At 55.1% G+C, this 25,275-nt stretch carries 24 protein-coding genes; 4 read left to right on the top strand and 20 right to left on the bottom strand.

Features of this window, described 5'->3' with window-relative positions; translation table 11 throughout:
• The 5 genes from ACN0XM_RS13265 to ACN0XM_RS13245 form a co-directional block, all read right to left on the bottom strand.
• On the bottom strand, window positions 1–236 hold a 236-nt coding region (locus tag ACN0XM_RS13265; RefSeq protein ID WP_417567411.1), incomplete at its 3' end, for a hypothetical protein.
• Window positions 233–562, bottom strand: a complete 330-nt coding sequence (locus tag ACN0XM_RS13260; protein ID WP_417567410.1) for a hypothetical protein — start codon at window positions 560–562, stop codon at window positions 233–235. The genes ACN0XM_RS13260 and ACN0XM_RS13265, both read right to left, overlap by 4 nt.
• Entirely contained in the window at window positions 559–837 is a 279-nt protein-coding gene (locus tag ACN0XM_RS13255) for a hypothetical protein (protein ID WP_417567409.1), read from the bottom strand. Before ACN0XM_RS13255 ends, ACN0XM_RS13260 begins: the two co-directional genes overlap by 4 nt.
• Window positions 834–1,298, bottom strand: coding sequence for a hypothetical protein (locus tag ACN0XM_RS13250; protein ID WP_417567408.1), 465 nt, complete (start codon window positions 1,296–1,298; stop codon window positions 834–836). Before ACN0XM_RS13250 ends, ACN0XM_RS13255 begins: the two co-directional genes overlap by 4 nt.
• Window positions 1,295–1,498, bottom strand: coding sequence for a hypothetical protein (locus ACN0XM_RS13245; protein ID WP_417567407.1), 204 nt, complete (start codon window positions 1,496–1,498; stop codon window positions 1,295–1,297). The genes ACN0XM_RS13250 and ACN0XM_RS13245 overlap by 4 nt, the downstream gene beginning before the upstream one ends.
• A gap of 679 nt (window positions 1,499–2,177) precedes the next feature.
• Here ACN0XM_RS13245 and ACN0XM_RS13240 point away from each other — a divergent pair.
• Entirely contained in the window at window positions 2,178–3,428 is a 1,251-nt protein-coding gene (locus ACN0XM_RS13240; protein WP_417567406.1) for a hypothetical protein, read from the top strand.
• Window positions 3,429–4,487: 1,059 nt separating this feature from the next.
• Here ACN0XM_RS13240 and ACN0XM_RS13235 read toward each other — a convergent pair.
• Together ACN0XM_RS13235 and ACN0XM_RS13230 are read right to left on the bottom strand one after the other, a co-directional pair.
• The gene (locus ACN0XM_RS13235; RefSeq protein ID WP_417567405.1) at window positions 4,488–4,829 is read right to left on the bottom strand and encodes a hypothetical protein; all 342 of its coding nucleotides are present in this window, start codon (window positions 4,827–4,829) and stop codon (window positions 4,488–4,490) included.
• Between the two features lie 352 nt (window positions 4,830–5,181).
• Complete coding sequence (locus ACN0XM_RS13230) at window positions 5,182–6,528, bottom strand: S41 family peptidase (protein WP_417567404.1); 1,347 nt, start codon at window positions 6,526–6,528, stop codon at window positions 5,182–5,184.
• Between the two features lie 545 nt (window positions 6,529–7,073).
• On the opposite strand from ACN0XM_RS13230, the gene ACN0XM_RS13225 reads away from it, so the two are divergent.
• A complete protein-coding gene (locus ACN0XM_RS13225; RefSeq protein ID WP_417567403.1) occupies window positions 7,074–7,961 on the top strand; it encodes a chemotaxis protein in 888 nt (295 codons plus the stop codon).
• A 5-nt stretch (window positions 7,962–7,966) separates the two neighbouring features.
• On the opposite strand, the gene ACN0XM_RS13220 is transcribed toward ACN0XM_RS13225, so the two are convergent.
• The 12 genes from ACN0XM_RS13220 to ACN0XM_RS13165 all read right to left on the bottom strand — a co-directional run bounded on the left by ACN0XM_RS13220 (window position 7,967) and on the right by ACN0XM_RS13165 (window position 21,707).
• On the bottom strand, window positions 7,967–8,848 hold the full coding sequence (locus ACN0XM_RS13220) for a hypothetical protein (protein ID WP_417567402.1): 882 nt from the start codon (window positions 8,846–8,848) through the stop codon (window positions 7,967–7,969).
• Between the two features lie 46 nt (window positions 8,849–8,894).
• Entirely contained in the window at window positions 8,895–9,566 is a 672-nt protein-coding gene (locus ACN0XM_RS13215) for a hypothetical protein (RefSeq protein ID WP_417567401.1), read from the bottom strand.
• 14 nt (window positions 9,567–9,580) lie between these two features.
• Window positions 9,581–12,496 carry a hypothetical protein gene (locus ACN0XM_RS13210; RefSeq protein ID WP_417567400.1) on the bottom strand — a complete coding sequence of 972 codons (2,916 nt, stop codon included), beginning with the start codon at window positions 12,494–12,496 and terminating at the stop codon, window positions 9,581–9,583.
• 68 nt (window positions 12,497–12,564) lie between these two features.
• Window positions 12,565–13,509: an AgmX/PglI C-terminal domain-containing protein gene (locus tag ACN0XM_RS13205; RefSeq protein WP_417567399.1), complete on the bottom strand. Its 945-nt coding sequence runs from the start codon at window positions 13,507–13,509 to the stop codon at window positions 12,565–12,567.
• Window positions 13,510–13,521: 12 nt separating this feature from the next.
• Window positions 13,522–14,025: an ExbD/TolR family protein gene (locus ACN0XM_RS13200; RefSeq protein WP_417567398.1), complete on the bottom strand. Its 504-nt coding sequence runs from the start codon at window positions 14,023–14,025 to the stop codon at window positions 13,522–13,524.
• Window positions 14,022–14,552 (bottom strand): ExbD/TolR family protein, encoded by a 531-nt coding sequence (locus ACN0XM_RS13195; RefSeq protein WP_417567397.1) that lies wholly within the window; start codon window positions 14,550–14,552, stop codon window positions 14,022–14,024. Before ACN0XM_RS13195 ends, ACN0XM_RS13200 begins: the two co-directional genes overlap by 4 nt.
• Before the next feature lie 19 nt (window positions 14,553–14,571).
• Window positions 14,572–15,237 (bottom strand): MotA/TolQ/ExbB proton channel family protein, encoded by a 666-nt coding sequence (locus ACN0XM_RS13190; RefSeq protein WP_417567396.1) that lies wholly within the window; start codon window positions 15,235–15,237, stop codon window positions 14,572–14,574.
• A 39-nt stretch (window positions 15,238–15,276) separates the two neighbouring features.
• Window positions 15,277–15,588, bottom strand: a complete 312-nt coding sequence (locus tag ACN0XM_RS13185) for a hypothetical protein (RefSeq protein WP_417567395.1) — start codon at window positions 15,586–15,588, stop codon at window positions 15,277–15,279.
• 9 nt (window positions 15,589–15,597) lie between these two features.
• The gene (locus tag ACN0XM_RS13180) at window positions 15,598–16,455 is read right to left on the bottom strand and encodes a tetratricopeptide repeat protein (RefSeq protein ID WP_417567394.1); all 858 of its coding nucleotides are present in this window, start codon (window positions 16,453–16,455) and stop codon (window positions 15,598–15,600) included.
• Window positions 16,436–19,282 (bottom strand): tetratricopeptide repeat protein, encoded by a 2,847-nt coding sequence (locus tag ACN0XM_RS13175; protein ID WP_417567393.1) that lies wholly within the window; start codon window positions 19,280–19,282, stop codon window positions 16,436–16,438. Before ACN0XM_RS13175 ends, ACN0XM_RS13180 begins: the two co-directional genes overlap by 20 nt.
• Window positions 19,272–21,020 (bottom strand): hypothetical protein, encoded by a 1,749-nt coding sequence (locus ACN0XM_RS13170; RefSeq protein ID WP_417567392.1) that lies wholly within the window; start codon window positions 21,018–21,020, stop codon window positions 19,272–19,274. Before ACN0XM_RS13170 ends, ACN0XM_RS13175 begins: the two co-directional genes overlap by 11 nt.
• 3 nt (window positions 21,021–21,023) lie before the next feature.
• Window positions 21,024–21,707, bottom strand: a complete 684-nt coding sequence (locus tag ACN0XM_RS13165) for a hypothetical protein (RefSeq protein WP_417567391.1) — start codon at window positions 21,705–21,707, stop codon at window positions 21,024–21,026.
• Between the two features lie 381 nt (window positions 21,708–22,088).
• Here ACN0XM_RS13165 and ACN0XM_RS13160 point away from each other — a divergent pair, with 381 nt between their 5' ends.
• Window positions 22,089–22,892 (top strand): SH3 domain-containing protein, encoded by an 804-nt coding sequence (locus ACN0XM_RS13160; RefSeq protein ID WP_417567390.1) that lies wholly within the window; start codon window positions 22,089–22,091, stop codon window positions 22,890–22,892.
• A complete protein-coding gene (locus tag ACN0XM_RS13155) occupies window positions 22,862–23,563 on the top strand; it encodes an outer membrane beta-barrel domain-containing protein (RefSeq protein ID WP_417567389.1) in 702 nt (233 codons plus the stop codon). The genes ACN0XM_RS13160 and ACN0XM_RS13155 overlap by 31 nt, the downstream gene beginning before the upstream one ends.
• A 28-nt stretch (window positions 23,564–23,591) precedes the next feature.
• On the opposite strand, the gene ACN0XM_RS13150 is transcribed toward ACN0XM_RS13155, so the two are convergent.
• Window positions 23,592–25,262, bottom strand: coding sequence for an acetolactate synthase large subunit (locus tag ACN0XM_RS13150; RefSeq protein ID WP_417567388.1), 1,671 nt, complete (start codon window positions 25,260–25,262; stop codon window positions 23,592–23,594).
• Between the last annotated feature and the right edge of the window lie 13 nt (window positions 25,263–25,275).

Raw genomic sequence — 25,275 nt, 5'->3', positions numbered from 1 at the left:
GGTGACGATGACGGGGGCGGACTCGAAGGCTTTTCAGGGTGTTGGTCCTGAGTGCCAAAGGTCGGGCAGCCAGCCTCCAGCCATGCGGTCAGGACGGAACCTCCGAGGGTCCAAAGGTCTGTTCCGCGTTGGATGGCTTCCTGTTGGAGCTGGAGGTAGATGGAGGACGGGGCGCAGACGTAGAAACGGCGCTCTTTGTCTTCCACCTGGTCTTTTCTGGGTGGGATATGGCTCATGGTTGCGTCTCCGTGACGTTGGGAAGATCCAGGTGGCCGCAGTCCCAGGCGTCCCGCAGTTGAATAAGGCGGTCAAAGGCCGGGCTGTGATGGCCGCTGGCTTCCAGTTCATTGATCAGGGCGTCGGTGAAGCCGGCTTTGCAGCGGGCCATGTAGTCGCACGGGTAGTCGGTGCGGACTTCCTGCAGGTGGCTTAGCCGGTGCAGGAGATTGTTAAAAAGGCCTTCCAGGGCATCAGCAGTAAGCGCAGAGGACGGACGAAGGCCCTGGAAGGCGAAACTGGCCGCGTTGATGGCGCGGCTTACGTCGTGACGGTGGTATCTCATGCGGCGGCCCTCAGTGCGGTGCAGGCCTGCCCTATTGCCCAGGCTTCGAAATCCACAACGGTGTGCTGCAGGGTGAAGCGGGACAGGGCGTTGACGCAGTCCATGGTGTAGTTGAACAGGTCGTCGTCCAGTTCATTGAAGGCATCGGCCATGCCGAGCAGTTTGGTGATGCTGTCGCAGTAGGCGTCCCACTCACCGACTTTGTGGAGATGTACGGCGACACTGACGACGGACTGGATGCCTTGCAGTTTCCGCTGACGGAGGGCCGGGGTCATACGTAGGCCTCCAGGCGAATGCCTTTATAGCGCTGTCCTGGTAACGCGCCACAGGTGGCCAGTTGTTCACCACGAAGCACCACCGACTCCGGGAGAGCGCCTTTGACGCTTTGGAAGTAGTCCAGATAGGCATCGAGCCTGGAGCGGATCTTCAGGGACTTTGCGTTGTCGTTGAAGCGGACAGCATCGCCGTTCACTGGACGCTGTTCTATATAAGGAGAGACGAAGGACCAGCCAGCGGCACCGTTGACACGATCACCACCAACGGCCATCCACTGACGGCCTGAGGCGCTGACAGCGACGGTTCCAGGGGCAACCATCCAGGCTGGTCCGAGGCGATCAGCACGGGCTACACACTTAGCGCCATCGAAGAAGAAGATCTTGCCCCATTCGATACCAGTAGAGGCGCTGAGCTCAAGGTATTCGGCCCTGATCTGGCCAGCACGGTTAAGACGCTTCATTGCCAGTCCTCCTGTTCGAGTGCCACCTGAGAGAGCAAGGCGATGTTCACCATCCGAACCCGGCCCACCTTCAGGGACGGGAGATGACCTTTTTCGATCTGGCCCCGGACCTGCCCTTCCGTTAAACCGGTGAGCTGGGCATAGCGGTCCTGGGTCATGACCGGGGTTGCTAGCAAGATGATTTGTTTCTGCTCGTCCACTGTTTTGCACTCTGCTACACTGAATTACACACTCATTTGTGGTGACCTTATTTATAGGTACACCCTATTTCTAAGTATACTTAGGGCTAAGTACATGTCAAGCGAACTAGCAAAAAAAGTTCGACTAATTCGGGAGGCCGAGACGAGCGGAAGAGCCGAGTTCTGCGAGATTATTGGCGTTGCGAAAAAGACGCTCGAGGGAATGGAGCAAACAGGACGAATACCGCGAGGAGACTTGCTCGAGAAGGTTTGTCAGACCTGGCCGAAATACACACTTTGGCTTATGACTGGCAACACCGACGAGTCATGTGGTCAGATCGATCCAGAAACAGAAGTTGCTAGAAGAGAGAACAGCCTGAAAGCAGGATAGGTTTCAGCCTGGCGGCGAGAATTGCCAGCTCCTGGTATGGAGACCGACGAAGGGAAAGACAAGAACAAAAGGGCTGGCCGTCGTAGTGTGTGGTGGCGGTTTCAGGCAAAGGGAAACGTAAGAAGTGGTGACCACTGCTAGCAAAAACCCAAGGAATGACCATTAACATTTAAGTGAAGTTAAAGGTTCATTTCCGAAAACGAGCCTAAAGAATTAGGGCTTGCACGCAATATATGCTCAAAATTAGCAGCCGAGCCCAAGATTACGACATGAGGCTTGCAAAATATTTTTAGTTATTAGGGAGCTTTTATGGACTGGAATGGATTTACATCAACGACAGGGATGCCCTTGAGGAAAGTAACCCCATCTCTACACACAACAGTTCTTCTTGTATCTGCAATAGGTTTGCTACTGCTTGGTTACAACTCAGGCGCTATTCATGCATTCGTTGTGGATGGGATAGGCTTAGATGAAAGCTCTTGGCTTTCCAATTTCATAAAGGACCATTTGGTAGAGGCAAAGTGGATCGGCTGGGTAATTCTTATAAGCTCCATAATAACCTACTTTGTTGCAAGCGGCATCGAACGCTTTTTTAGAGAAAAAATATCTCCGATGGTCAATAGCCACGTAACAAAACTATCGAATCAGTTAGAAGAATCAAGCAATGACACCAAGGAACTTCTCAGCGCAAAACTATTAGATAATATGGTCGCGGCCGCACCTAGAGAGGCTATCAAAAATAAACTCAAAGACATCCACGAAAAAGCCTATGGCCCGCACTGTGGGCATGAACGAGGCTTGTATTCAGCACTTTCGGAAAAACTGTCGCCATTTCTTGAAGCGGAGACCCCTCACAGGTCGGACTATCACCAAACCGTTACAGTAAGAGAGAATGGCGACAACAGCATTATTTGGCATGAGGTATGCAGCTACCAGATTCACACCGTTTGTTTAGAGGAAAATCAAAGCTATTTTGATGAACCTGAGAAAGAGAAAAAAGAAGCGGTCACTCATACCATAAGATACATATCAATTGTGAAAGCTGCAGAGCTCACATTTGATGGAGATAATGCAAAATATAAACTTAAAATATCAATCGATGACGAAACCGTCTTTGATTCAAGCACTGATTTGCACCTCAAAGACGACAAGGTAGAAATTAAGCCAGATGTCGAGGGAGTAAAAGTAGAGCAGAATGGAAATTCGTTCAAAATTACTTTCGAAAAAGAACACCAGATAGAGCATCCATGGACATCAGTAGAGATCATGGAGACATCTACAATACTGGATGACTACTTTATAAGCAGAAGAAACGAACCAACCTGTGGTGCAAAGATAACAATGAACCTTCCGGACGACTGGGAGTTCGAGCTGATAAGATTCGGCCATCCTGATGATTGGACTATACACCAACATCCAGGAAATACTTTGTCAGCATGGACCTCCAAGTGGCTATTGCCGGGAATAACATTTTTCTGCAAATGGAAAAGACCAGACATGCAGCAGCTGGCTCTTGAAGAAGAAGGCCCACAAACTCCAGCAGAAGAGCAAAACTCCTAAACGAAAAAAGGGCCTTGAGGCCCTTTTTTATCAACTCTACCAGGAATAACAATCAGTTATCAGTCACCTTGCCGACTGAAAACCTGTTGTCAGTGACTTTTAACTTGTCTTCAGAAGTTCGATTGTCGGTAACTTTCATAATTTTCTCCCGGTTATTCATGAGCGACCAAGCTAACAGTAATTAGATAGACCGCTTCGTTATTGCAAGCATGGACAACTACGTGCTTGACACCACGCTCACTATGTGCTAGGCACCAATTTCTATTTTTTGGGACAAGCATTGTACCAGATTCAGGAAAAAGTCCAAGATTCCATTTTCTGAGTACCACTACTCTCATTACTATCTTTTCTGCTAATTAGATTAGTTCAGGTTTCCCTTTGATAAAAGCTCCAGCAGAGAAAGATAAAGAATTTTAACCATTGGTTAACACTTTCCAAGCACCTGAGAACCTATCAACGGATCTCTCAACCCCAATCGTATACGGTGAGGCCACAGAACTCTGTAAGACTTTAGCCCCTAACGGTGTAGGAAAATGCTCACAAAGGAACATCTCGGCATCATAACCCATTGTTTTATAGGGCATCAAAAAAGACAGATCTGCTTTCTCGATCATAGGTTGTTCCGGTACCGAGTACACGCCATATCGCGGTAAGCCTTGCTCTTTTCAGTATCATCCTTGTCATATTCCGCCGTCCAGAATTCGCATAATTCGCGATTCTTTTGAACCATTGCCCGCTTATGCTCAGCTTCTCCCTGTGCATCCGCCTGCCTACGCTCCAAACGGAACTGGCTGCAAGGTTGAGCAAGTGAAAATTCCAAGAGACTCTTTAACACGTCATTAACCAAGACCGGTTGACGAGAAACGTGTCAACGCGACGTCAACGGACTTGTGTTTTATTGTGGAGTTGAGTGAAGGTCAAAAATTCTAACTGATTGTTTTGTGCAGAGATACGGTTTTCTGTGGTGTAGAATATTCTACATCAAGGCTCTCATAATCCCATGCCACCCAGAGTCCATAATGGGCATCCCTGCCACACTCGGATCACGGTAACCTGAGCTCACCCACCAGCAACTTTGCCATTGGACTCATCAGGATCATCATCAACAAACTCACGGAACTCTGCCGCTCTCTCCCGCAGAATTCGCTTTTTCTCCACGTCGGCAAACCGCTTTAAAACCTGGCGAATCAGTGGCTGGTATCCAATGCCGTTGATCTCGGCGATCATCTTGAAGTCTTCAATCAGGGATTTCTGGAGACGAATAGAAATAGGCTGCAGCCAAGCAGCTTCGTTCAAGGCTGCGTCATCCAGGTTGTTGGATACGCGGACATACTCTTCATCACTACCTAAGCTTCCGTTTTCCCAGGCTTCTGGGGTACCTTCGATTTTTTTCTTGCTCATTCTGTTCCTTCCCTCGCTCTCATGCCTTTACGTGACTCCGGAGGACATCCCGGTATCATCATACCCCTAATCGAAATTGTATATACATCGTATATACTTAAGATTCTCCAAAACCAACCAAGCCAAGTGTCAACAACGTGTCCACGGGGTTGTGTTAATCTGTGGTTATGTGTGGGGCTAGGTTTTCGTAACTCGCTGAGTTTACGAATATTGTGGTTTACTGTGTTGCTTTGAAAGGGTCCGGCATCGGGTTCAATTCCCGCCGTCTCCACCAAACAACCGAAAAAGCCCCTGATTTCAGGGGCTTTTTTCGTTCTACACTGTCCGAAATATCCACGACCAAAACACCCTTTCACGTCCCGGCCAGCTTAAGCACCCGCTCCAACATCGGGTCCTTGCCCTCCTCTCGCCCCTTCCGGCCAAGGTAATGCAGACGGATATGGGGCGGGATGCCGACGTCTTCATACAGCTCGCCGTCGTAGGCCCGGTAGATCTCGTTGGATAAGGTCAGGTGCCAGCCATTGGGCAGGTGGCGCTCAAGGGTATCGGAGAGGATGCCATGGGTGGGCTCGCCAATCAGGGTGAGGCGGGGATGCTGCAGCAGCGAGAGCACAAAGATTTCGGCAGCGCTGGCCGTCAACTCACTGGTCAGCACAAACAGATTGCCACGGAACGTCCGGCTGGCAGGCGTTACATGAATGCTCTGTTTACCGGTGAAGCCATTGCCATGACGGGCGGCCTTGGTGAAGGCCAGCCGCTTGCGATCCATCAGGTAGGCGGCAAACCGCAGCGCGACACCGTCATAGCCGCCGCCGTTACCCCGGAGGTCCACCACCAGGTTGGGAAGCTCGCCAATATCGGTGAGCACCTTGTGCATGATACCGTCCACGGCATTCAGGTCTGCCGCTGGCTGGCCGGTCTTGCCACTCTGGCCAGCCATGGCGCGGATATTGAGGTAGCCGATGGCCTCGTTGAGTCGCCCCCACTCCACCAGCCGGTTGCCACCATGGCTTACGCGATTCGCCAGATAATCCTCATGGATAACATCGTGCAGCCATTCTTTCAGGTCGCCCAGATAACTGGTGAGCTCCCGGTCATCACGGGCGTCTTCCAGCTCCCGTGTCAGCCGCTGGTATAGTGCGGGGTGGGCACCGGCGCTGTAGTGGCCCGAAGGTGTATGCAGGCGGATATGGCCGTCCTTCAGTGGCCGCAGCATGGCCGCCATGGTGGCAAACAGGGTTTCTCGTGAACTGCCCGCGTGAATTTGCGGGCGATAGGTGCGGTACGCCTCATCCCAGGCCACGCCTTTGAGTTCAAACAGGGCATACTGCTCGGCGAAAGTTCGCCAAAAGATCTCGAAGTTGTACTCCGGGTCCTTGGGGTCATGCTTACGGGTTTCAGAGGCACTCGCTGGTAATGCTTTCAGACGCCGAAAACCAATACGTGCCACACCACTGACGCGGTGAGCACTGAATGCCTGCCCACCGGGGGAGACCTCAAAGTCTTCGTAATAATGACTGAGCTTCTCAAGGCTGCCGCCATATAGCTCCCGGCAACTGATGGCAGTCTCCTCAAACAGGGTATACCGGTCGCTCTCGATCCGCAGTACCTTGCCGTAACCTTGAGAGCGCCAGACACCCTGAAGGTTTTCGAAAACCGGAGCAGACGTGGCACGATTACGCTGTTGGCTTAACTTCATGGAGCACTCCAGGCCCGTTTGTGCGACGCCTGGAAGCATGGGCCTTGCGTCCGGGCATCGTAGATCCTTACCAATAAAGACTAGTCAGTTCAGCACTAAAAGGTAAGTGACTATCAACATAATGGAGACTCAAGAATGTCGATACTGATTACGGGCGCAATCTGGCGGTGAGTCTTGAGAGGAAAGGTATCGCGGTGAGTATCTACCATCCGGGTTGGGTTGCGACAGACATGGGAGGGGGTTCCGAAGGTCTGATGTTGAAAGAAGCCGTGCCTCGCCTTCGCAGTCAGATTGACAAGCTCACGATATCCGAGACCGGGGGCTTTAAATCCTGGGACGGATCTGACTGTGAAGTCTGAACATCAGAAGGATTTTGTCACCAATTGAAACAAAGCTGCTCACTCTCACCTAAAGATAAACCTGCTACTATTATTACGACATATCTCGGAGATATGAGCATGCTCTTTTTTGCCTGTGCCATTCCGAGTTAACAGCTCAAAAAGCTCCTCCTTTCAGGGGCTTTGCTTTTGAAAGGATCCGGTTTTATGTCCATAAAGGCCACGCAGACCCAAAAACTGTTGCTGTTCCGGCTGTCTGGTAATCGGTTGTTCGGCCTTGGCACGCTGAAAATTCGGGAAATTCTTCCTTTCATGCACCTGACCAAACTTCCCCACAGCCATCATGCGGTTGTTGGCACGGCCACTTTCCGGGGCTCTACAGTGCCGGTAATTGATATGGCAGCAGCGGTTGGCTATCCACCATTAACCCGGGAAGAAAAAGAAAAGGCCTCAATCATCATCACGGATGTCCAGCGCCAGGAAATTGGCTTTCTGGTAAGGGGCGTCCAGCAGATCATCGAGGCGGACTGGAAGCATGTAACACCGCCACCCAAGGCCCTTGGCGAAAGGGCCTTCATCACCGGCCTGCTGGATGTGGACGGGGATATCATCCAGTTGCTGGATGTCGAATTGTTGCTGGCCAAAGTCTACCCGGAATCCCTCAATACAGATGAGGTCATGCTCACCGACGTTCAGAGCGGAACACTGAAGTCCCTCAATATCCTGCTGGTGGACGACTCACAGGTGGCCCGAAAACAGTTAAGTGATGTGCTGGACCGCAAGGACATTTCTTACCAGGTCACGTCTAATGGTGACGAGGCACTGCAGATCCTCCTGAAGGACGATGAACTGGGCCGTCCCATCGACATTCTAGTGAGTGACATTGAAATGCCCGGGCTGGATGGCTACGAGCTCACGTTCAACATCCGGGATAACAATGCCCTGAAACAGCCCTACATCATCCTGCACACCTCCTTGAACAGTGAGATGAGCCTGAGTTATGCCAACCAGGTGGGCGCCAATGAGGCGCTCACTAAGTTCGACGCAGATGAGCTTCTGCAGGCCATGTTGCGGGGCACAGGGCAGGCGGAGTAACGTAGCTACCCTTGTGAGCTGAAACGCTGGCTCAGATTCTCGAAAAAGGCTTCAGTTTCGGCGCGAATCTCGGCCAGTTTGGCTTCCCACTCATCCTGATAACGGCTGAAGGTCCCGTCACTCAGGCGGCTCAAGCGTTCACCTGTTTCAGCCAGGGTATGGCTCGCATCCGCCAGGGTTTCCATGGTGGGCTCATCCAGCGCCTCACCCTTGGTGTCCAGATCGTGTGCCGCCTGCTCCAGAATCACCCGATCTTCCGGGGGCGCCTGCCGGTCTTCTTTGAGCGCCTCCTCAAGCGATTCCTTCAGTTCCTTCATAGCGTCCTGGAGGGTGTCGCCAAAATCTTCCATCGCATCCTGAGCCTGGCGGTTGATTTCGGCGGAATAGGCTTCAAAACTGCGGGCAAACTCGTCCATGCTGGCTTCAAAATCGTCGGAGGATGATGAAAAACTTTTCGACAATTTCTCACCAAGCTTGTTCAGCTCTCCCATGATGCCACGCAATGGCGACGGGTTGAGAATCGCCTCCCCGGTACGCTGGTAATCCACGAGCCAGCCATCGGGCTCCCGGATCAGGTAGGTGACCAGCTCCAGCCGCTCCCCTTCAGAGCCGCTTTCTGCCGGCAGTCGGGTAACAATGGTCGCTTCAGTGCCATCAATGACCACTCGGCCGAATGATGGAACGGCGTTGGTCCAGTTGCGTTTGTAGCCGTCAAACTCAGCCGATTCCGTCAGCGTGGAGAATTCCACCACATCGCTGGCGTCGTTTTCGGCCATGGCCTGCCAGAAGGCTGCGGCGACTTCTTGCGGACTTTCAGGGCTGCTACAGCCTGCCAAGAAGGCAAACACCAGAGCGGTGATCAGCCCCTGGAGCGGTGAACGGGTCATTACGATACTTCCTTCTAATCAAGATGCGATCAGCATAATACAAAGACTAAAGCGCAAACCAGTTTCGCTTGATGACTTCGTATTGCTCTTTGGTAATAACCCCGTCTGCAGACAGCCGGCGCATTTCTGAAACCGCCAGAGGAACCTTGCCTTTGCCCTCCGGTAACTGGCGCTGACCCATGGCAATACCTGTACACACTGACTCAATTAAGGCTGCCACCCTGGCTTGGTCCGCCGCGTCAACTGAGAACAGGGCCACTTCGCTGTTCAGCGCCAGAAACTCAAAACAGTGCCGGCGCCGGCGGAGCGCTACCGCAGCGAGCACCATGGCCACGCCAAATGGAGGGACCAGCCACCACAAGGAAGTCGGGACAAGGGAGTAGATTGCCGCTGGCACTGTGATCAAACAAGCTGCAGCGAACCAGAGCTTGTAATAGAAGTCTCTGATTTCTCTCGGCTGAGGCTCCACAAAGGTCAGATCGATCACTTTTTCCGGCAACTCCTTCTTGCGCCGGTGCGTCTGGATCGACAGATAGTGCCGGTTGAACCGACTGAACAGGGTGCTGGATCTGGCCCGGACGCTGGTCTGGCGAAATCGGCACTCGATCTGCCAGGCTGACCGGGGCGGGATGGCCCTATCCGGGCGATTGAGATCACGGCTGGGAACGTCCCAGCTGTCCAGGTCAATGATATCTGTCTGGCCTAACGCAACTGTCACGACATTTATCCTTCTCAGGGTGCAGGGAGCTCAAACTTTTCCGGGTCGTTGAACAAGTGGGCACCGCTGTCGAGCCACTCTGCAATCAGCCGTAACTCTGCATCGCTGAGCATGCCCACATGACTGCGCCGGATCTCGGCAGTCGCCGCGGTGTCCACCTCGTATTCATCGTCATCCGGATCGTTATCAAACAGGCTGAAGAAGCGGGCACTGGCAATGGCCCCGCGCGCGCTCATTAGACGGCGGGCGAAACAGACGCCTGGGTCGGGCAGTACTGTCAGGTCACCCTGAACGCCGTCCGGGCAGGCGCCATCCACTGTTGGGTCCACTTCTATCCACTCGCCGTTTTCCTGCTTCATGTAATAGTCGGGGTTAAACAACTGCACGTAGGACTCCAGCTGTCGCGCATCCCAGGAGGCATTGCCGCTGCCCAGCAGCAGCCCGGTGCTGGCACCGCCACCCCCGGTACCGTCCGGGCAGGATTTGCTCTCCGCGGCACGGTGACAGTTCTGGCAAGAGGTCACCACGTTCTGGTTCGGATCGACCCGGCAGCTGCTCCAAATCGGCTGAATGTGCTCCCGATAATTAATGGTCGCCTTGCAGTCGCTGGTCCAGTTGGTCAGGCAGGAGATATCCGTCACTGGCACTGGAGTGGTCAGGTCCGCGTAAGGAATCTCATACCCCAGAGACTGATCCGGTGGATTGCTCCAGTAGTCCTCATAGCGAATCGTGTCCGCCCAGGTCGTGGTGAGTGCCCCCAGCGAATTCACCAGGGTTTCTGCCATCGTGTCTTTCCAGTTCTCGGCAATGATCGTCGGATTGGCGTTGGGGAATGGCAGACCGGCACCGGCCGCACCCGGGTTAGCCGACGCAAGCTCGACATCGGTTCGGGCATGGGGAATATCGACCTCGGGGTCATGACAGCCGTAGCACTTGAGCACTTCGCCGTCCTCCAGCAACAGCGAGCGTGGATGTTGAATCAGATAGTTGTAGTTGTAATCCGGGGCAGCAATCAGGTCCACACGCTTGCCGTATTTGTTGACGACCTCAAAGGTGAAGCTGGTGTCCGCCGGCACTTTCACCATGGCTGAGCCATCGGGCTCCACCATCGCGTAAGACAGCACGTCGTAGAGGGCACGGTTGCCCGAGCCAACGAGTGGCGTCAGCCCTAGCGGAGGCTGGGAGCCATCGGTCGGGTTCAGAACCTCGTTCGTCAGGATCGCCTGCTCCAGTTCCGGCGGAATACTGCGTTTTCCCAGCACGCGGACAAACCGCTCTGAGCGATCGTCCGGATGAGTCACTGACGGGTCCCTCCGTGTTTCTATGCCGCCGTCATAGAGCTCCGCGCTATCGGCACCGTCCAGATCGTAAACACTGCGGATATGGAAAAGAGCGGTGTTTTCTTCGAGGTTAAGACTGGGCCGTTCGCCGGTGTAAGGCTCCGCCAGCTCGTTATAATCTGCGATCACGATGTCGGTATACAAGGCGCGTTCGTGGCCCCTCACCACTGGCAAGCGAGTATTCTCGTTAGGATTCACCATCCAGATGCCGTATTGCGGCTCACTGAGGTTATCCACGGTGGACGAACCTTCACAGACGGCAGTAATAGAGGCATCGGACGTCAGGCATTGTGCCCAGCTGGCCAGCAACCGGGCAGAACCGTCGTTGTAGGGTGCAACCGCACTGTACCAACCAGCCGGGGAGACCTGATTGGGGTAAAAATTGACCAGCCCCGGTGTCATCGACTCCTCTGCCTCGCCAATGACACTTGTATCCACGGGCTTGCCCACGGCGAAGAAGTTCTGGCTGTTGATTTTCACCAGATCACCGCCGTATACGGGGCTGTAGATATGGCGCATAACGGTCAGGAGATTGCCGTCGTCGAGGGGGATCGGGTCCATGTAATGAATGAAGGAGGCATCTGAAAACTCTTCACTAAGGCTGCCAAAGTATCGATGTACATTGCCGCCGCTGGGCGTAATCCGATACATGCTGAGCACGTCCTCGACGAAAATACGCTCACCGTCTACCTGGCCCGCAAGTGAGGCACCGCATTTGTCTGCAACGGTCCATTCCTTGGGCTGTTCCAGGCCTGACGGGAATTGGCCACCGTTACCCTGGCCAAAACCACCGCCGTGAGGCTGCTGGTTGAAATTGGGGTCATCGATGTTGTCCAGCGTGCAGTCCTGCAGCGTTTCGTAAATGCGACCGAAACGAATGAAAACCACGTGCCCGTCGTTCATGGTTCCGGGTTCAATATCGTGGAACTGGCCAAAAGTAATCTGGGCCAGCCCGCTGCCGTCCGGGTTTACAGAATGCAGCAGTGACGCCGGTTCATTGAAGTCTTCCAGATATTCCCGAAGATCGAGATTCCGCCAGTCGCCACGCGAGTGCTGGCGGGAAGATGAAAAGATGATCTTTCCTTCGTTGGTATACGTCGGGTTGGTATCCTCGCCGATATTCGCCAGGTCGTCGTCCGCAAAAATCCGGCGCACCTGTCCGGTGGCGAAACTGTATTCGTAGATGTTCCAGGTACTGTGCACAACGCTGCCCGCCGGCCCATGGGCGGCGAAGACCATGTGCTCTCCGTCCGGAGACACTTCCAGATCCTTAACATCGTAGGCACCGCTGCCAAAATAGCCTTTCAGGACATTGCGTTCGCTGGAGTTCAGGGCGATCCGGTCCCGCACCATCAGTTTCGCACCCGGATTGAACGCGTATGGCGCGCGGGGGTCCAGCGGCGGCCGGATATTCAGTGACGAGGTGTCACCCATGTCCGGATAGTCCCTGACCACATAGGCAAAGGGCTGATCAGAGAGGATGTTCTGCTCGTTATCGCTGAGTTCCCCCTCAATGCAACCACTCAGGCCCGTCACCACCAGGCCTGCTAGAACCAGACCACCAACCTTGCTGCGTAAGTTATTCATCATCCTTCTCCCCAACCCGCACTGCAGCAGGCAACCGGAGCCAGCCAGGAACGGCCGGTTCCGGATGTCCATCAACCAGGCATGAAATCGAACTTGTAATTAACCGGCGTTGCCGCGACATCCTCCGGACCGAAGGAAATCATCTGAATCCGGGCCAGGAGCTTCAGCTCCAGCTTCTTGTCTTCCAGTTGGCTATCCACCAGATTAATCTTGGAAATGCTGCCATCCGGCTCGATCACAATATGGAAAACAAACTTGCCCTTGAGCCGCGGATCACTGCGCAGAGCGCGGTTATAAAGGGCGTATATCGCGCCTTTGTGCTGCTCGAAGACTCTTCGGATAGACTCCATGTCCCGACCACCATCGACGCTCGATCGATGAGAACCACCGCCACTGCTGCCGCCGGCCCCGCCCGAGCCACTGCCTATCGGGCTTTCAACGGCTTTCGACGAATGCGCCGCGAGCTGTGTGCCGCTGCCAGAGTCATTCATTACCGAACTGTTCACACCGCCACTGGTTTTGGTTGCCGAAGTGGCGCCCAGTACAGAGCGCGCGGCCTTCGCGGCAGCGCCGGTGGTCACGTTCGTGTTGCGAGCCTGAAGTTTGGCCACATCCAGAGAACTGCGCAGTGAGGACAGTTCCTTCGAAAAGGCTGCGACACCCATTTTGGAAACCTTTTCGCGGGCCTTTGTAACCTCCTTGGCAGGCGCGGGTTTCGGAGCGGCCTTCTTTTCAGCAGGTTCCGGTTCTGCTTTCTCCTCCTGCTTCACCGGTTCAGGTGGAGGCGGAGGTGGCACGACCTTACGTTGCTCAATGAGGACCCTGGCGAGGCTCGGTGGCACCCGCTCTTTTTCCTCACGGTCAACTTCTGGCAAGGGAAGCCAGGGAAAGATCACCGCCAGCAGCAGAAGCAGCAGCAACAGGCGCTTGAGTATGCGCTTGAAGCGACTGTCCTCTTCGCCACTGGATTCCCAGGGCAGAGCGAACTCGTAGGGTGTTGTTGTCATTGCAGTCATCGATCCTCTCCGTCAGGCGCCGCTGTTGCCGGAAACGCGTGAAACGGCCATGGAAAGGTCCCGATAATCTGCCTTGGCGCAGGTGAGCATTACCCGCTTAAGGAGTTCGTATGGGATTTCCTGGTCACCCAGAATGGTCACTGCACGGCCAAGAGTCTTCTCGCGCTCGGTCAGCTCTGAACGTTTGCTGGCCTGGAAACGGAGCTCTTCCATCAGGCCATCAATGAGGCCGTTGGAGATAATCACCTCATTGATTGAGGCAACTGGCCGGCCATCTACCAGGATGTCATCCTCGGTAATCATGACCACAGTGGTCTCTTTCGGACGCTCTTCCGCCGTGGAATCCGGCAGGGTCACATCATTGACCTTGAGAATTTCATTGCTGCCCGAGTTCAGCAGCAGAAAGAACACGAGGATGGTGAAAATATCCATGAGCGACACCAGATTAAGCTTCGCCGGCTTCATGAACGCTTTTCGGTTACCCTGGAGGCCGAACGAAGTCACCTTGTCATTCATGACTTCCCTCCTTTCTTTGGTGCGTCCCCAAGGGAAATTTCCGGGAAGAGTTCCACGTCCACCGCCTCGGCAACGACAACCGTCTTGGCGGAACGAAGGGTATCCATAGTGGAGACCAGAGACTGATAGGTGACACCCGGCTCAGACAGCAAAAGCACGTCTTTCTTGGCGATGTTCCTCTCTGCCAGACGACGCTTGATTTCCTTCAGAACGTCAGACAGGGCCCGGAAATCATGGTGCGCGTCCTGGCTTTCATCCTTGACCCCGAGCTTCTCGATGGTCTTTACCAGATTGCCGCTGGGGTAATACACCTCAATGGCGGATTCCCGGATGACCACTTCCAACTGCCGGTTGTCCTCGGCACTCGCGGTCTGGGCACCGGTCAGATCCGGCAAGTTGAGCTCAAGAATCGAGATGTGGTTGAACACCATGCTCATAAGCAGTACCGGCACCAGCACGATCATGAGATTCATGAAAGCGGTGATATCGATGTCCGGTTCTTCCGTTTCTCTGCGTTTTACAAACATAACAAATTACCTGCTTGGATCAGGCGTCGGATTCACGCGTATTAACGGAACGACGGTTGCTGCGAACAATGGTGTTGAGAGCTTTCACGCCCGCCATTTCAATACTCTCCACAATTTCCAGAGTCTTGTTCTGCAGCAGGGAGTGGATCAGCAGCAGCGGGATCGCGGCAATGAGACCGAACGCTGTCGTGTTCATGGCCACGGAGATCGACTGAGACAGAAGGGTCGCCTTGTCAGCTGGATCGGCATTGGCGACCGCGGTGAACGCAGCAATCAGGCCAATGATGGTGCCAAGCAAGCCCAGCAGCGTAGATACGTTGGCGAGGATCGACAGATAGTTGGTGCGCTTGGACAGGCGCGGAATGCTCTCCATCACCCCTTCCTGCATCGCGGCGTGGATGTCATCCCGGCGGGGAGATGCCCGCATGGTATCCAGCGAAACCGCAATCAGACGCCCGATGGCGGAACCATTGTCCTGAGCCACCTTTTCGGCCTCGTCGAATTTGTTTTCATTCATCAGCGGCAACAATTGGGCATAGGCTTTCTTGTTGGATTGAAACGCCCGTTTCAGGAATATCCACCGTTCCGCCGCTATGGCCAGCCCAACCATAAGAACAAGTGCAATCGGGAACATGAAGGCACCGCCTTCCTGGAAGAATGAAACTATGCTTGAATAAAAATTCATGTCAGGTACTCCACACGTCGCTGTTTGATTGGTTCGCTTTTAATGTTTGCTTTGCTCGGCCGGGCCCGCGGGCTCTTCCAGAGAAAGTTCGTCGTAGAACTGCATGGTTCTTGAGTGCACATCCCGATCCACTACTTCAAACACCCTGCCGGACACAGAGGTGATTGAACGGTAGAGCTTTTCCGGCCCTTCCGGCGGTTTCCACGGAATGAAATAACTGACCGAGGGTTGCTCCTTGTCGCCGACAAAGGTGCTCTCCAGGTCGATGTCCTCCTGCCCCAGGGTGCTCTGCGCCACGAGCAGAGAAACAATGGCTGTGATAACGGAAAGCCGTGATCCGAACGTTGGCATGGTGGCCTCCTAGCCCTTCTCTTCGGTTTGTTCTGACGCCGTACCTTTGTCCGCTGCCATCGGCTCGGAACTTGCTGCCTCCCCGGTATTTTCGGGCGGCGGTGGCGGATTATCGATGAAGCTGGTTTCAATACCGGTGCGGCGCCGGACCTCCACCAGCCAGTCGGCAACTCTTTCATCGTCGCCCCCAACCAGGAACTGGTATGCCTCGTAGTGGGGCTGTGCCTGCTCGGGTTGGTTCATGTAGAGGTCGTTCAGAATCGCCAGATTCAGATGGGCTTCCGGAAAATCCTTCCAGATCTCAAGTGCCGACAGATAGGTTTTCCGGGCACCGGCAAAGTCTCCCGTGCGGCGCTGAAACAGGGCCAGAGCGAGGTAGGCATTGACGTTATCGGGATTGACCTCGAGCGCCTTGCGGTAGGATTTCTCGGCCCGCTCCATCCGTTCTCCAATCTCCGCTAACTCACCCAACTTGACCCACGGCCCCGACAATTCCGGGTAATCGCGGGTGATGGACTCAAAAGCCTTGCGAGCATCCCTGTACTGTTCTTCCGCCATCAGCTCGCTGGCATCCTGGAAGCGGGTAACCACAGCCGGTGGCACAGCATCAGGCGCGGCGGTGTAAGGGTTTGGCACCGGTACATACTCCACTTTCTTACCCTGGGCGTCGTAGGCCTGCTGCGGCAGGTATTGGTGCTCCGGTTCCGGCACGTCGCTGGTTTGGGCAACCGGGGAAACAAGGTCCTTTCCCGGTTTTTCCGGAGCGGTTGTGGAATTGCCCATTGAACCCAGCCCGGCGCAACCGGAGAGCATGAGTGCGGTGATCAATGCGCCCGCACGCACGGGATTAACGGATACCATCGCCATACGCCACCTGTACTTCCTGTTTGTCGAATCGAGCTGGATTCAGCTTCGCCATCGCCCCAAAGCTTCGTTCAATCCAGGGATTGAACATGCCGCCCCAGGAGCGTTCGATGTTCGCCTGATGCACTTCAATCGCGAGATCTTCAAAGGGAATCGCCTGCTCTTCGAGCACCAGCTCGTATTGCATGGCTTCAAGTTCACTCAAGCCTTTAGGCTTGGGAGCATCCATAAGCTCCCGGGCGAACTGCCCATATAAATCAGCGATATTGAAAGTCGCGCGCGTGGTCTGATCCAGAACGCTGTAGTCAACCGCCTGCTGGTAACGATCCAGCGCGTTCTTCAGCTTTTCGTTCTTGCGCGGAATACTCTTGTTCAGAGGATGACGAAGCCGGACCCGGTCAAATTCAGTGCGCCAGTAATCGCCATATTCATTGTTCGCCCAGGCCGCCAGCCAGGCAGAGCGGTCACTCTGCCAGCCGGATGGCGCCTTGTTGTGACCGTCGATCACCCGGCGCAGCCAGTACAAATGACGGTTCAGGTCATCCATACGCTTGTATAGGTAAGCCACGTGGTAACGGGCTTCCATCCGGGTATCAAATGGTTCTTCATAATCGAATGCCCATTTCTTGAAGTAGGTGAGTGCCTGCTCCTGGTCGCCAGCCTTTTCATACAGCTCGGCGGAGAGAAACAGTGCATCCCTCCGAACACTGGCCCTGGCATCGCTTCGATAGATGGACTCGTACTCACGCGCGGCCTTTTGCCATTGTTCGTCCTGCTCGTAGGCCCAGGCGATCTTCTGGGGCAGGTCTGCCGCCAGCTTGTGGTTCGGGAACAGGCGGCGCAGCTCGTTCATCTCTGCCAAAGCCGGGTCCCAGTCTTCCAGTGTCATGAGGTGGGTCGCGGCATCAAACTGGGCAATCACCCGGACATCGGTATTGGGAGCCTCCTCCTTGATGCGAAGGAACTGTTCCACGGCGCCGGCGAGGTCTTTGGCCTCCAGAGCTTGTTCACCCTGCTTGTAGATGGTGACCGCCATACGCTCGGAAATTTCGCCATACTGCTTGTCAGCGGTGTCGATGTATCGAAGCTGGTTGCGATAACCGGCCTCGGCCGCCGGGAAATCACCCAATTCGAACTGACTGTGAGCGATGACCCCCCAGGCCGTGCGATTGAGCTCCCGGTCCACATTACCCTCCCGGCTGACGATGCCGGTGGCCACTTCGAGGGCTTTTTCATACCGACCCAGGGCAAAGAGTTCCTCAGAGGTTTTGGCCAGTACTGCACCGGAACGCTCGTCGTCCCGGAAAGCCTGAACAAAGCGCAACTGGCTGTCGACGCCTTTGCTACGCCAGGCGCGAAGCTGTTCACTGCCCTCCCCTGTCTCCGCCATCAGACGCTCGGCTTCTTTCTGGTAGGCAATGATGGCGGCGTAACCCGCGTCGGCTCCGAACCCGGAGCTATTGAACTCGTATGCCGTACGCTCGTAGTGCGTGATTGCAGTCGGGTAGTCGCCGCCATCGAAGGCCGCTTCCGCACGCATATAAACCATTTCCGGCACTTTCGGGTCGTTCGGGAAAGTCTGCTCAAACTCACCGTAGAATTCGGCGGCTTTCAGGAAACTGGTGCGCTGTTCCGCAACGCTGGCGACCTGACCGGCAGCTGAGGCCGCACCTTCTGCCAGCTCGCGCTTCAGGCGTTGTCCGGTGGCATGGTAGTGCCGGGCCAGTTCATCAATGTAGGTTTTGAGATTGGGTATAACCTTGGCCCGGATGTCTGCCGGCTTGGTCTTCCAGAACTCGGAGCGGATGCCATAGTTCCGGACATAGCTCTCTTTCTCGGGCAGGACCTGCTGGGAGAACTCGCCATCCACATAAGCACGGATCATGTCCGCGTGCATTTCCGGTGCCCTGTCAGAATCCGGGTTCTGCACCACGAACGCCCGAAATGAGGACGCAGAATCCTCATAACGCTGTTTCTCGAGATAGTGCTTGCCCAGACTTGAGTAAAGGATCCAGGTGTATTTCGCACTCTCCGGGCGGCGGGCGAACATGCTGTCAATCTTCGAAGCGCCTCCGGCATAAGCCAGGCCGACACTCATGATCCGCAACGTATCGTCAACCAGGGAACGGTTTACGTTATCCAGTTTCTCGATTTTCCCGTCGGCCGGCACCAGCCGGTCCAGAACCTGCGAAAATGCCATCAGGCTGTTGTCGTAATCCGACAGTTTGTACTGGGACCAGCCCAACAGGTAGTAGGAGTTGTTGAGGAACGCAGAATCGTTTCCCAGGGCGATGACCGCCCGATAAGCCTGTTCTGCGTTTTCATACTCTTCATGGCGGAAATGAATATCGCCCTTCCGGAAATAGACTTCGGCCAACCGCTCTGAATGAGGATGATCCTGGATGAACTGCTCCAGAACGATTTTCGCGTCCTGATCGCGTCCATCGAGATCATAGGCCTTGGCCAGCTGGTACATGGCCTCGGCATTTTCGTCAGAGTCCGGGTATTTCTGCAGCAGTTCCTGATAAGCGACAATGGCATCCGGGAAATAGCCCGTATCGCCCGGCAATACGCCCCGGAGCTGGTTATAATCACCTTCGAGCATATAAACGCTGGCAATACGGCGCTCAATCTGCTCCTTGAGTTCCCGGTCTTCAATGGTTTTCAGCAGTTCGCGATACTCCCGGCGAACGTCCTCGTGCATGACACGGGGCAATGGTATGTCTGCCAGGGGCTGGTGGCTGTCCTGTATGGTCCCGATGGTTGCGCCATCGTCGAAACTGGCGCATCCACTGACCAACAGCGCAAGCCATAGAATCCTAGATCGCATGGTCATCCCCTTCTTCGTCAGCTGCAGATGCTGCCTCCGTCTCAGTCCCATCGAGGGACTGCAAGGAACGGTCAAGAATCCGGACTTTGGCCAACTGGGCTTCAACCTGGTACTGCTTCAGTCTCTGTTCATGGATATCCAGCTCGGTGGACACCAGCGTGAGCATGACGTCTTCCAACTGAGCGATCAGACCTTCCGTCCGAACCAACCGCGCATCAACCTGCGCCATCATCTGAACCACCGCCTGCTCGAAACGCACACCGTCAGTAATGGTTTGAGCGCCACTCACAGCCTCCAGCATCTGTTCGCCACGGCTTATATCAAAGGCGAGGTCCTCCAATCGCCACTGGAGCGTTTCACGGTCTTCAGGAGCAAGTTCCATCAGTCGCTTGGACAATATCTGGTACTGTTGACGGCTCTCTTTCAGTTGGCCCCGGAGCGAGGCCATTCCCGTGCGGTGGCTACCCCCATCCAGGCTCCTCGCCCTTGCGGCCAGAATTACGTCAAAATCGTCCCGGCGAGCCTGCCAACGCTCCAGGTTGTTTCGAATGGCGTACAAATCCCGCAGATCCTTGAGCAGGGACTGGAAACTGTGATCGGACATCAACTCCACCAGGAACGGTGACAGGTAATTCACCGACACCGACGGAGCCCGCCCAAACCAGTCGCTCTCTCCAAGCACCTCGTCAAGATTGCGGACAAACAGCTCCATCACATCGGCCTGATCCAGGGACCGCCTCGCTTTGTCGAGCCAGTCCAGGGCATCACGGAATTTTCTGTCAGCCTCGATAAAGCCCTGAGCCGCACGGCCGTTCAGCCCCAGCTGTTCGTAGACATGGGGCTGCAGGAGGATGGCCTCCTGAACTTCCGGCAGCGAGATGGAGCGTTTCGCGAGCACGTCCAGGGGACCCAGCGCATCCCGGAAGGCACCGTCGTTAATGGCCATCCAGCTCGCCCCAAGCAAGCCACGGTTGGAGTAGGCCCCGGTGCTGCTTATCCGGGACAACTGCACACCCGCACTGGTCTGGTCGTCGCGACCCGCGTACAGAAAGGAAAGGGCCATTCGGGCACGGTCCGCCAGCCGCCGCAGCTCTTCACTGCCATCGTTCAGGTCGATGACCTTTTCCAGAGCAGCAATGGCTCGGTCTGGCGCTTGCTGGGCACCAAAAGCAATGGCGAGGTTGAAATAAAAATAGGGTGCAAACGGACTATCGGTATCGATGCTGTCGGCAACGGACTCCGCTGCCGAGAAGTAACCAAGCTTCACATTGACCAGCGCAGCGAGATAGCGGTACTCGGAATCAACAGCCTCCGGCAGCCCGCCATGAACATTACCGAGGTTATGGGCTGCGGCGCTGGTATCGCCCCGCAGGTACTGCATTTTCCCCAGGTAGAACCAGGCCCGGTTGCGGACTTCCTCAGTCAGGTTGCCGCGAGCAACGCGAGTGAAGATTTCCTCGGCCTGGGTATCGAGGCCATAGGAGAGACTGACGCCGCCCTTGAGCAGTTCCGGATAGGTACCGTGGTTCTGGATACCGCCGTGCTCCTCTGCCCATGCGTATTCCACCAGCGCTTCAAAATAGTTCTGCTGGTAAAACTCGAAAAGAATGGCGCCATACTTCAGGTCATGCACTTCCGTAACGGCCAATGTCATGCTGCTCTGGCCAGTCAACACACCGATGGTCAGACCCAGAATTACTTGCCGGAGGGCGCGGCTGGCGGAGTGACGAGACAACATGGCTTACCACTCCCGAACGGTGAATTCCGGCTGCTGCCGTGCTTCGGAATCAGCGATGCTCAGCTCGACATACTTCGGACCCTGACCCTTGGTAAAGCGCAGACTACTGCCCCGCTTATACTCACGCCCATTGGGTCCCTGTCCGATAAAGAACCCCGACAGCGTGTGCTCACCAGCGCTGACGTTGCCCAGATGCAGACGGTGCATCCCGCCCTTGGCAAGAGCCTGGCGCTCCTCTTCGCTGTACAGGTAGGAGGTAACGGTTTCGTTATCCAGTCGCAGCTCAACGCCTTCCAGTCGAAAAAACTCACCAACATCCAGAGACAGGAATACATGGAAACGGGTATTCGCCGGAAACAACAGGTTCTCTTCGAGAACCCGCAGGTCCTTATTCAAAACCACCACGGACTGCTTCAGATCCTGAATCTCCCGGGACAGTTCATTCACGGCACGCTGCGCCCGCTCACGGCTCTTGCGAACCGATAGTGGCGTTTCGATAATCTGGTCGAGGGTTGCCGAGGGCGCACCAGAGCCCACTTGGCCGGCGGCCCCGGCCGCTTCTTCTCTGGCCACTGCCTGGCCACCCCAGACCACGAACAGAACCACCGCCAGAAAAACGGATGGCGCTCTGCATGATTTGATGTTTGCTGGCTTGCGACCAGATCCCTGCTTTTGAAAAGTCACCATCGTGCTCCTGAGCCAGAACGCCCGTTTAGCGCTGACCAATAACCATGAACAATCAGGGGACGGACTTTTGAGTTGGCTGACTCTGCCCGGAGAGCTCTTGTGTTCACGGCTCATTTATTCTCGGACGGCCAGTTTTCCTGGGATTCGCTTCATTCGTTAAACATTGTTAAATACGCTAGCACAGATCTTTTCTGATAAATCGAATCATTTTCTTTTCGATTCTATTTATGAGACTTCCTTCGCGAAATTGAGCGTGGGCCATTGCTGAACGCCGGCGCGCTCGTCAGAGTTCCATCGCGGATCACTTTTTTTTCAATAAAAACAGTTCTTTACATTGTTTAACATTATTTTACACAGACAAAGAGCATCGGTTTCAAAGCTATGAACGCCATCACAGACAAGAACATCGGACTTTATTCCCTGTTTTCGGGAAGCCTCGGTCGGGGTGTGCTTTTCTCTCTGCTTTTGCTGACCGTTTCAGTAGGCCAGGCAGATGCTCAGACCGGCTTCGATGAAGACGGTGTAGTGCTTGAGGTAGTCGACCCGTTCATTGAGCTTCACACAGCGCCAGGCCGTGGCTACCCGGTGTTTCACGTGATAGAGAAAGGCGAGCAGGTTGAACTGCTGAAACGCAAAACGAACTGGTACAAGGTGCGCTCCGTGTCAGGTGAGGAAGGCTGGACCAAAGCCGCACAACTGGGCCACACACTTCAGCCAACCGGACTTCCTGCAGACCTTCCTGAAGTCGGGCATGGTGAGTACCTGGCGTCAAACTGGCGGGTTGGCTTCACGACCGGTCTGTTTGAAAAATCTACAAGCTTCAGTCTGGCGGTTGGCTACCGCCCCCTCACCTGGATGGGAGCCGAACTTGAAGCTGGCAAGATTTACAACCGGTCTGTAACCAGTGACTACTATAGCGCCAACGTAATTATCGAGCCGTTTCATCGCTGGAACCTGACACCCTACGCCCTGATGGGCGTCTCGCGTTTTTCCTTCGATGCTCGCCAGAAAGTGCTACTGAGCGACCTGGGCGACGCCGACGCACTTACGTTTGGCGGAGGTCTCAGTTACTACATCGGACGCAACTTCCTTGTTCGGGCCGAGTACCGCCTGTACTCGGTATCTTCCAATTCAGACAGTACGGGTTTAAGTGAATGGAAAATCGGATTGAACACCTTCTTTTAATGCCGGCGCTGGCTGGCAAACGGTCTGGCAAGGCACTGTTACTGGCATGCTCAATTGCGCTGCCGCCGTTGGCGGCAGCCGAAGAGCCTGGAGGAGCGACAAAACCGGCACCTGTTCAGGTCATCGCACCCGAAGTAGAACCGCGCGCCATCCGGGAAGCGGATATTGACGCAGAATTCTTCGAGATTGGCGCCTTTGGCGGGCTGATGACTATTGACAACTTCAGCAGCGAGCCGCTACTGGGCGTCAGCGCGGCCTTCCACGCCACCGAGGACTTCTTTCTGCAGTTCAACTATGGCTTTACCGAGGCAGGCCTGACGTCATTCGAGGAACTCAGTGGAAGCAACGTACGCCTGCTGACGGACTCCGATCGCCAATACAGCTATTACGATTTTCTGGTGGGCTATAACATCTTTCCAGGCGAGATCTTTTTCAGCGACTCGCTGGCCTTCAACTCGGCCTTTTATCTGGTAGGAGGTGTTGGAAACACCGATTTCGGGGGGGAAAACAATTTCACCACGACGCTCGGCACCGGGTTCAGAATTGTGTTGCTGGACTGGCTGACAGTGCATGTTGATTTCCGGGATCACATGTTCAAAAGTGACCTTATTCGCCAGTCACAGCTCACTCACAACATCGAGCTCTCATCCGGGATCACCCTGTTTTTCTGACCGGGCAAACGGCAGAGGCCAGATGCAGCTAGAGCCGGCAGGTCAGCTCCGCCAGTTCCTCATCAAAGACCCGGCGGTTTTCGCTGTAATCCACCGGCACTTCGACCAGGTGGACTCCGCCTGCGGAGAGGGCGTTTTCGAGAGTAGACCGCAGGTCTTCTGTCCGGGTGATGCGATGCCCTTCGGCGCCGTAGGATTGAGCGTAGGTAACAAAATCAGGGTTGCGGTAGTCCAGCCCAAAATCGGTGTAGCCCTCCTGCCCCTGCTTCCACTTGATCATGCCGTAGGCGTTGTCGCTGATAATCAGTACCACCAGGTTAAGCTTGAGGCGCACTGCAGTTTCCAGCTCCTGGCTGTTCATCATGAAGCCGCCATCGCCGCAGATGGCCATCACCTTGAGTTCGGGATACAGCATGGAGGCCATCATGCCGCTGGGCAGGCCGGCGCCCATGGATGCCAAGGCATTGTCCAGCAAGACGGTGTTGTTGTCGTAAGCCGGGTAATTGCGGGCAAACCAGAGCTTGTACATGCCGTTATCCAACGTGATGATGCCATCCTCCGGCATAACCTGTCGCACGTCATGGACAATCCTCTGGGGAATCACCGGAAAACGGGGGTCTTCGGCCCGCTCCTGCAAGTGGGAATCCACTGCCTGTTTCACCTCCATCAAGCGGGTGAAATCATGGTTGGCACACTGGCCACAATGCTCCGCCATGTACTCCACGCTGTTGGCGATATCCCCCACCACTTCGTGCTGGGGAAAGTAGACGGGGTCCACATCGGCCGCGCTGAAATTCACATGAATCACCTTCTTGCCGCCGGGGGTCATGAAAAACGGTGGTTTCTCCACAACATCGTGGCCCACGTTGATCACCAGATCGGCTCGGTCGATGGCACAGTGGACAAAATCGCCGGCAGAGAGTGCGGCATTACCCAGGTAACGGGGGTGCCGTTCATCCACAACGCCTTTGCCCATCTGGGTGGTAAAAAACGGAATACCCGTAACATTCATCAGGTGAAGCAGCGCCTGGGATACGCGCTTCCGGTTGGCACCCGCGCCGATCATGATCAGCGGGTGCCTGGCTTCCCTCAGCATGTCGCAGGCCATGTCCAGACTCTTCTGGCTGGCCGAGGGCCGGCGGGCATCGCTGGGCTTGAAGATGTGGGTATCAGATTCCGGCGTCTCGGCTGCTATGTCTTCCGGAAGTTCCAGATGCACCGCCCCCGGGCGCTCTTCCGAGGCCAACCGAAACGCTTCTCGCACTTTGGCGGGGATGGTATTGGCGTTGGTGATCTGCCGGGTGTACTTGGTCAGCGGCCGCATCAGATCCACCACATCCAGGATCTGGAACAGGCCCTGTTTTGAGGATTTGATCGGCTTCTGGCCTGAGATCATCATCATGGGCATGCCGCCCAGCTGGGCGTAGGCAGCAGCGGTAACGAGGTTGGTGGCACCGGGCCCCAGAGTGGAGAGGCAAACACCCACACGGCCCGTCAGACGCCCGTATGTGGCCGCCATAAAGCCGGCCGCCTGTTCGTGGCGATTAAGCACCAGATTGATGCTGGAGGTTCTCAGGGCTTCGAGAAACGCGAGATTTTCCTCGCCTGGCACCGCGAAAATGTATTGAACGCCTTCATTTTCCAGCGCCCGGATAAACAGCTCGGCTCCGTTACCGGCTGGATGATGCTCGTTGGCCATGACCTTCCTCTTG

The sequence above is a fragment of the Marinobacter sp. genome (assembly GCF_048269445.1).
In the GTDB taxonomy this organism is placed as follows: domain Bacteria; phylum Pseudomonadota; class Gammaproteobacteria; order Pseudomonadales; family Oleiphilaceae; genus Marinobacter.
The sequence above is the reverse complement of the archived record's forward strand: the minus strand, read 5'-3'. Positions and strand labels throughout refer to the sequence as shown.

What these genes read in the sequence shown, in the direction of transcription:
- ACN0XM_RS13255 (WP_417567409.1), bottom strand. Translation starts at nt 837, where the DNA reads ATGACCCCGGCCCTCCGTCAGCGGAAACTGCAAGGCATCCAGTCCGTC.
- ACN0XM_RS13225 (WP_417567403.1), top strand. Translation starts at nt 7,074, where the DNA reads ATGTCCATAAAGGCCACGCAGACCCAAAAACTGTTGCTGTTCCGGCTG.
- ACN0XM_RS13185 (WP_417567395.1), bottom strand. Translation starts at nt 15,588, where the DNA reads ATGCCAACGTTCGGATCACGGCTTTCCGTTATCACAGCCATTGTTTCT.
- ACN0XM_RS13165 (WP_417567391.1), bottom strand. Translation starts at nt 21,707, where the DNA reads ATGGTGACTTTTCAAAAGCAGGGATCTGGTCGCAAGCCAGCAAACATC.
- ACN0XM_RS13150 (WP_417567388.1), bottom strand. Translation starts at nt 25,262, where the DNA reads ATGGCCAACGAGCATCATCCAGCCGGTAACGGAGCCGAGCTGTTTATC.
- ACN0XM_RS13260 (WP_417567410.1), bottom strand. Translation starts at nt 562, where the DNA reads ATGAGATACCACCGTCACGACGTAAGCCGCGCCATCAACGCGGCCAGT.
- ACN0XM_RS13210 (WP_417567400.1), bottom strand. Translation starts at nt 12,496, where the DNA reads ATGATGAATAACTTACGCAGCAAGGTTGGTGGTCTGGTTCTAGCAGGC.
- ACN0XM_RS13155 (WP_417567389.1), top strand. Translation starts at nt 22,862, where the DNA reads ATGGAAAATCGGATTGAACACCTTCTTTTAATGCCGGCGCTGGCTGGC.
- ACN0XM_RS13180 (WP_417567394.1), bottom strand. Translation starts at nt 16,455, where the DNA reads ATGGCGATGGTATCCGTTAATCCCGTGCGTGCGGGCGCATTGATCACC.
- ACN0XM_RS13220 (WP_417567402.1), bottom strand. Translation starts at nt 8,848, where the DNA reads ATGACCCGTTCACCGCTCCAGGGGCTGATCACCGCTCTGGTGTTTGCC.
- ACN0XM_RS13230 (WP_417567404.1), bottom strand. Translation starts at nt 6,528, where the DNA reads ATGAAGTTAAGCCAACAGCGTAATCGTGCCACGTCTGCTCCGGTTTTC.
- ACN0XM_RS13235 (WP_417567405.1), bottom strand. Translation starts at nt 4,829, where the DNA reads ATGAGCAAGAAAAAAATCGAAGGTACCCCAGAAGCCTGGGAAAACGGA.
- ACN0XM_RS13160 (WP_417567390.1), top strand. Translation starts at nt 22,089, where the DNA reads ATGAACGCCATCACAGACAAGAACATCGGACTTTATTCCCTGTTTTCG.
- ACN0XM_RS13170 (WP_417567392.1), bottom strand. Translation starts at nt 21,020, where the DNA reads ATGTTGTCTCGTCACTCCGCCAGCCGCGCCCTCCGGCAAGTAATTCTG.
- ACN0XM_RS13205 (WP_417567399.1), bottom strand. Translation starts at nt 13,509, where the DNA reads ATGACTGCAATGACAACAACACCCTACGAGTTCGCTCTGCCCTGGGAA.
- ACN0XM_RS13195 (WP_417567397.1), bottom strand. Translation starts at nt 14,552, where the DNA reads ATGTTTGTAAAACGCAGAGAAACGGAAGAACCGGACATCGATATCACC.
- ACN0XM_RS13175 (WP_417567393.1), bottom strand. Translation starts at nt 19,282, where the DNA reads ATGCGATCTAGGATTCTATGGCTTGCGCTGTTGGTCAGTGGATGCGCC.
- ACN0XM_RS13240 (WP_417567406.1), top strand. Translation starts at nt 2,178, where the DNA reads ATGGACTGGAATGGATTTACATCAACGACAGGGATGCCCTTGAGGAAA.
- ACN0XM_RS13200 (WP_417567398.1), bottom strand. Translation starts at nt 14,025, where the DNA reads ATGAATGACAAGGTGACTTCGTTCGGCCTCCAGGGTAACCGAAAAGCG.
- ACN0XM_RS13250 (WP_417567408.1), bottom strand. Translation starts at nt 1,298, where the DNA reads ATGAAGCGTCTTAACCGTGCTGGCCAGATCAGGGCCGAATACCTTGAG.
- ACN0XM_RS13190 (WP_417567396.1), bottom strand. Translation starts at nt 15,237, where the DNA reads ATGAATTTTTATTCAAGCATAGTTTCATTCTTCCAGGAAGGCGGTGCC.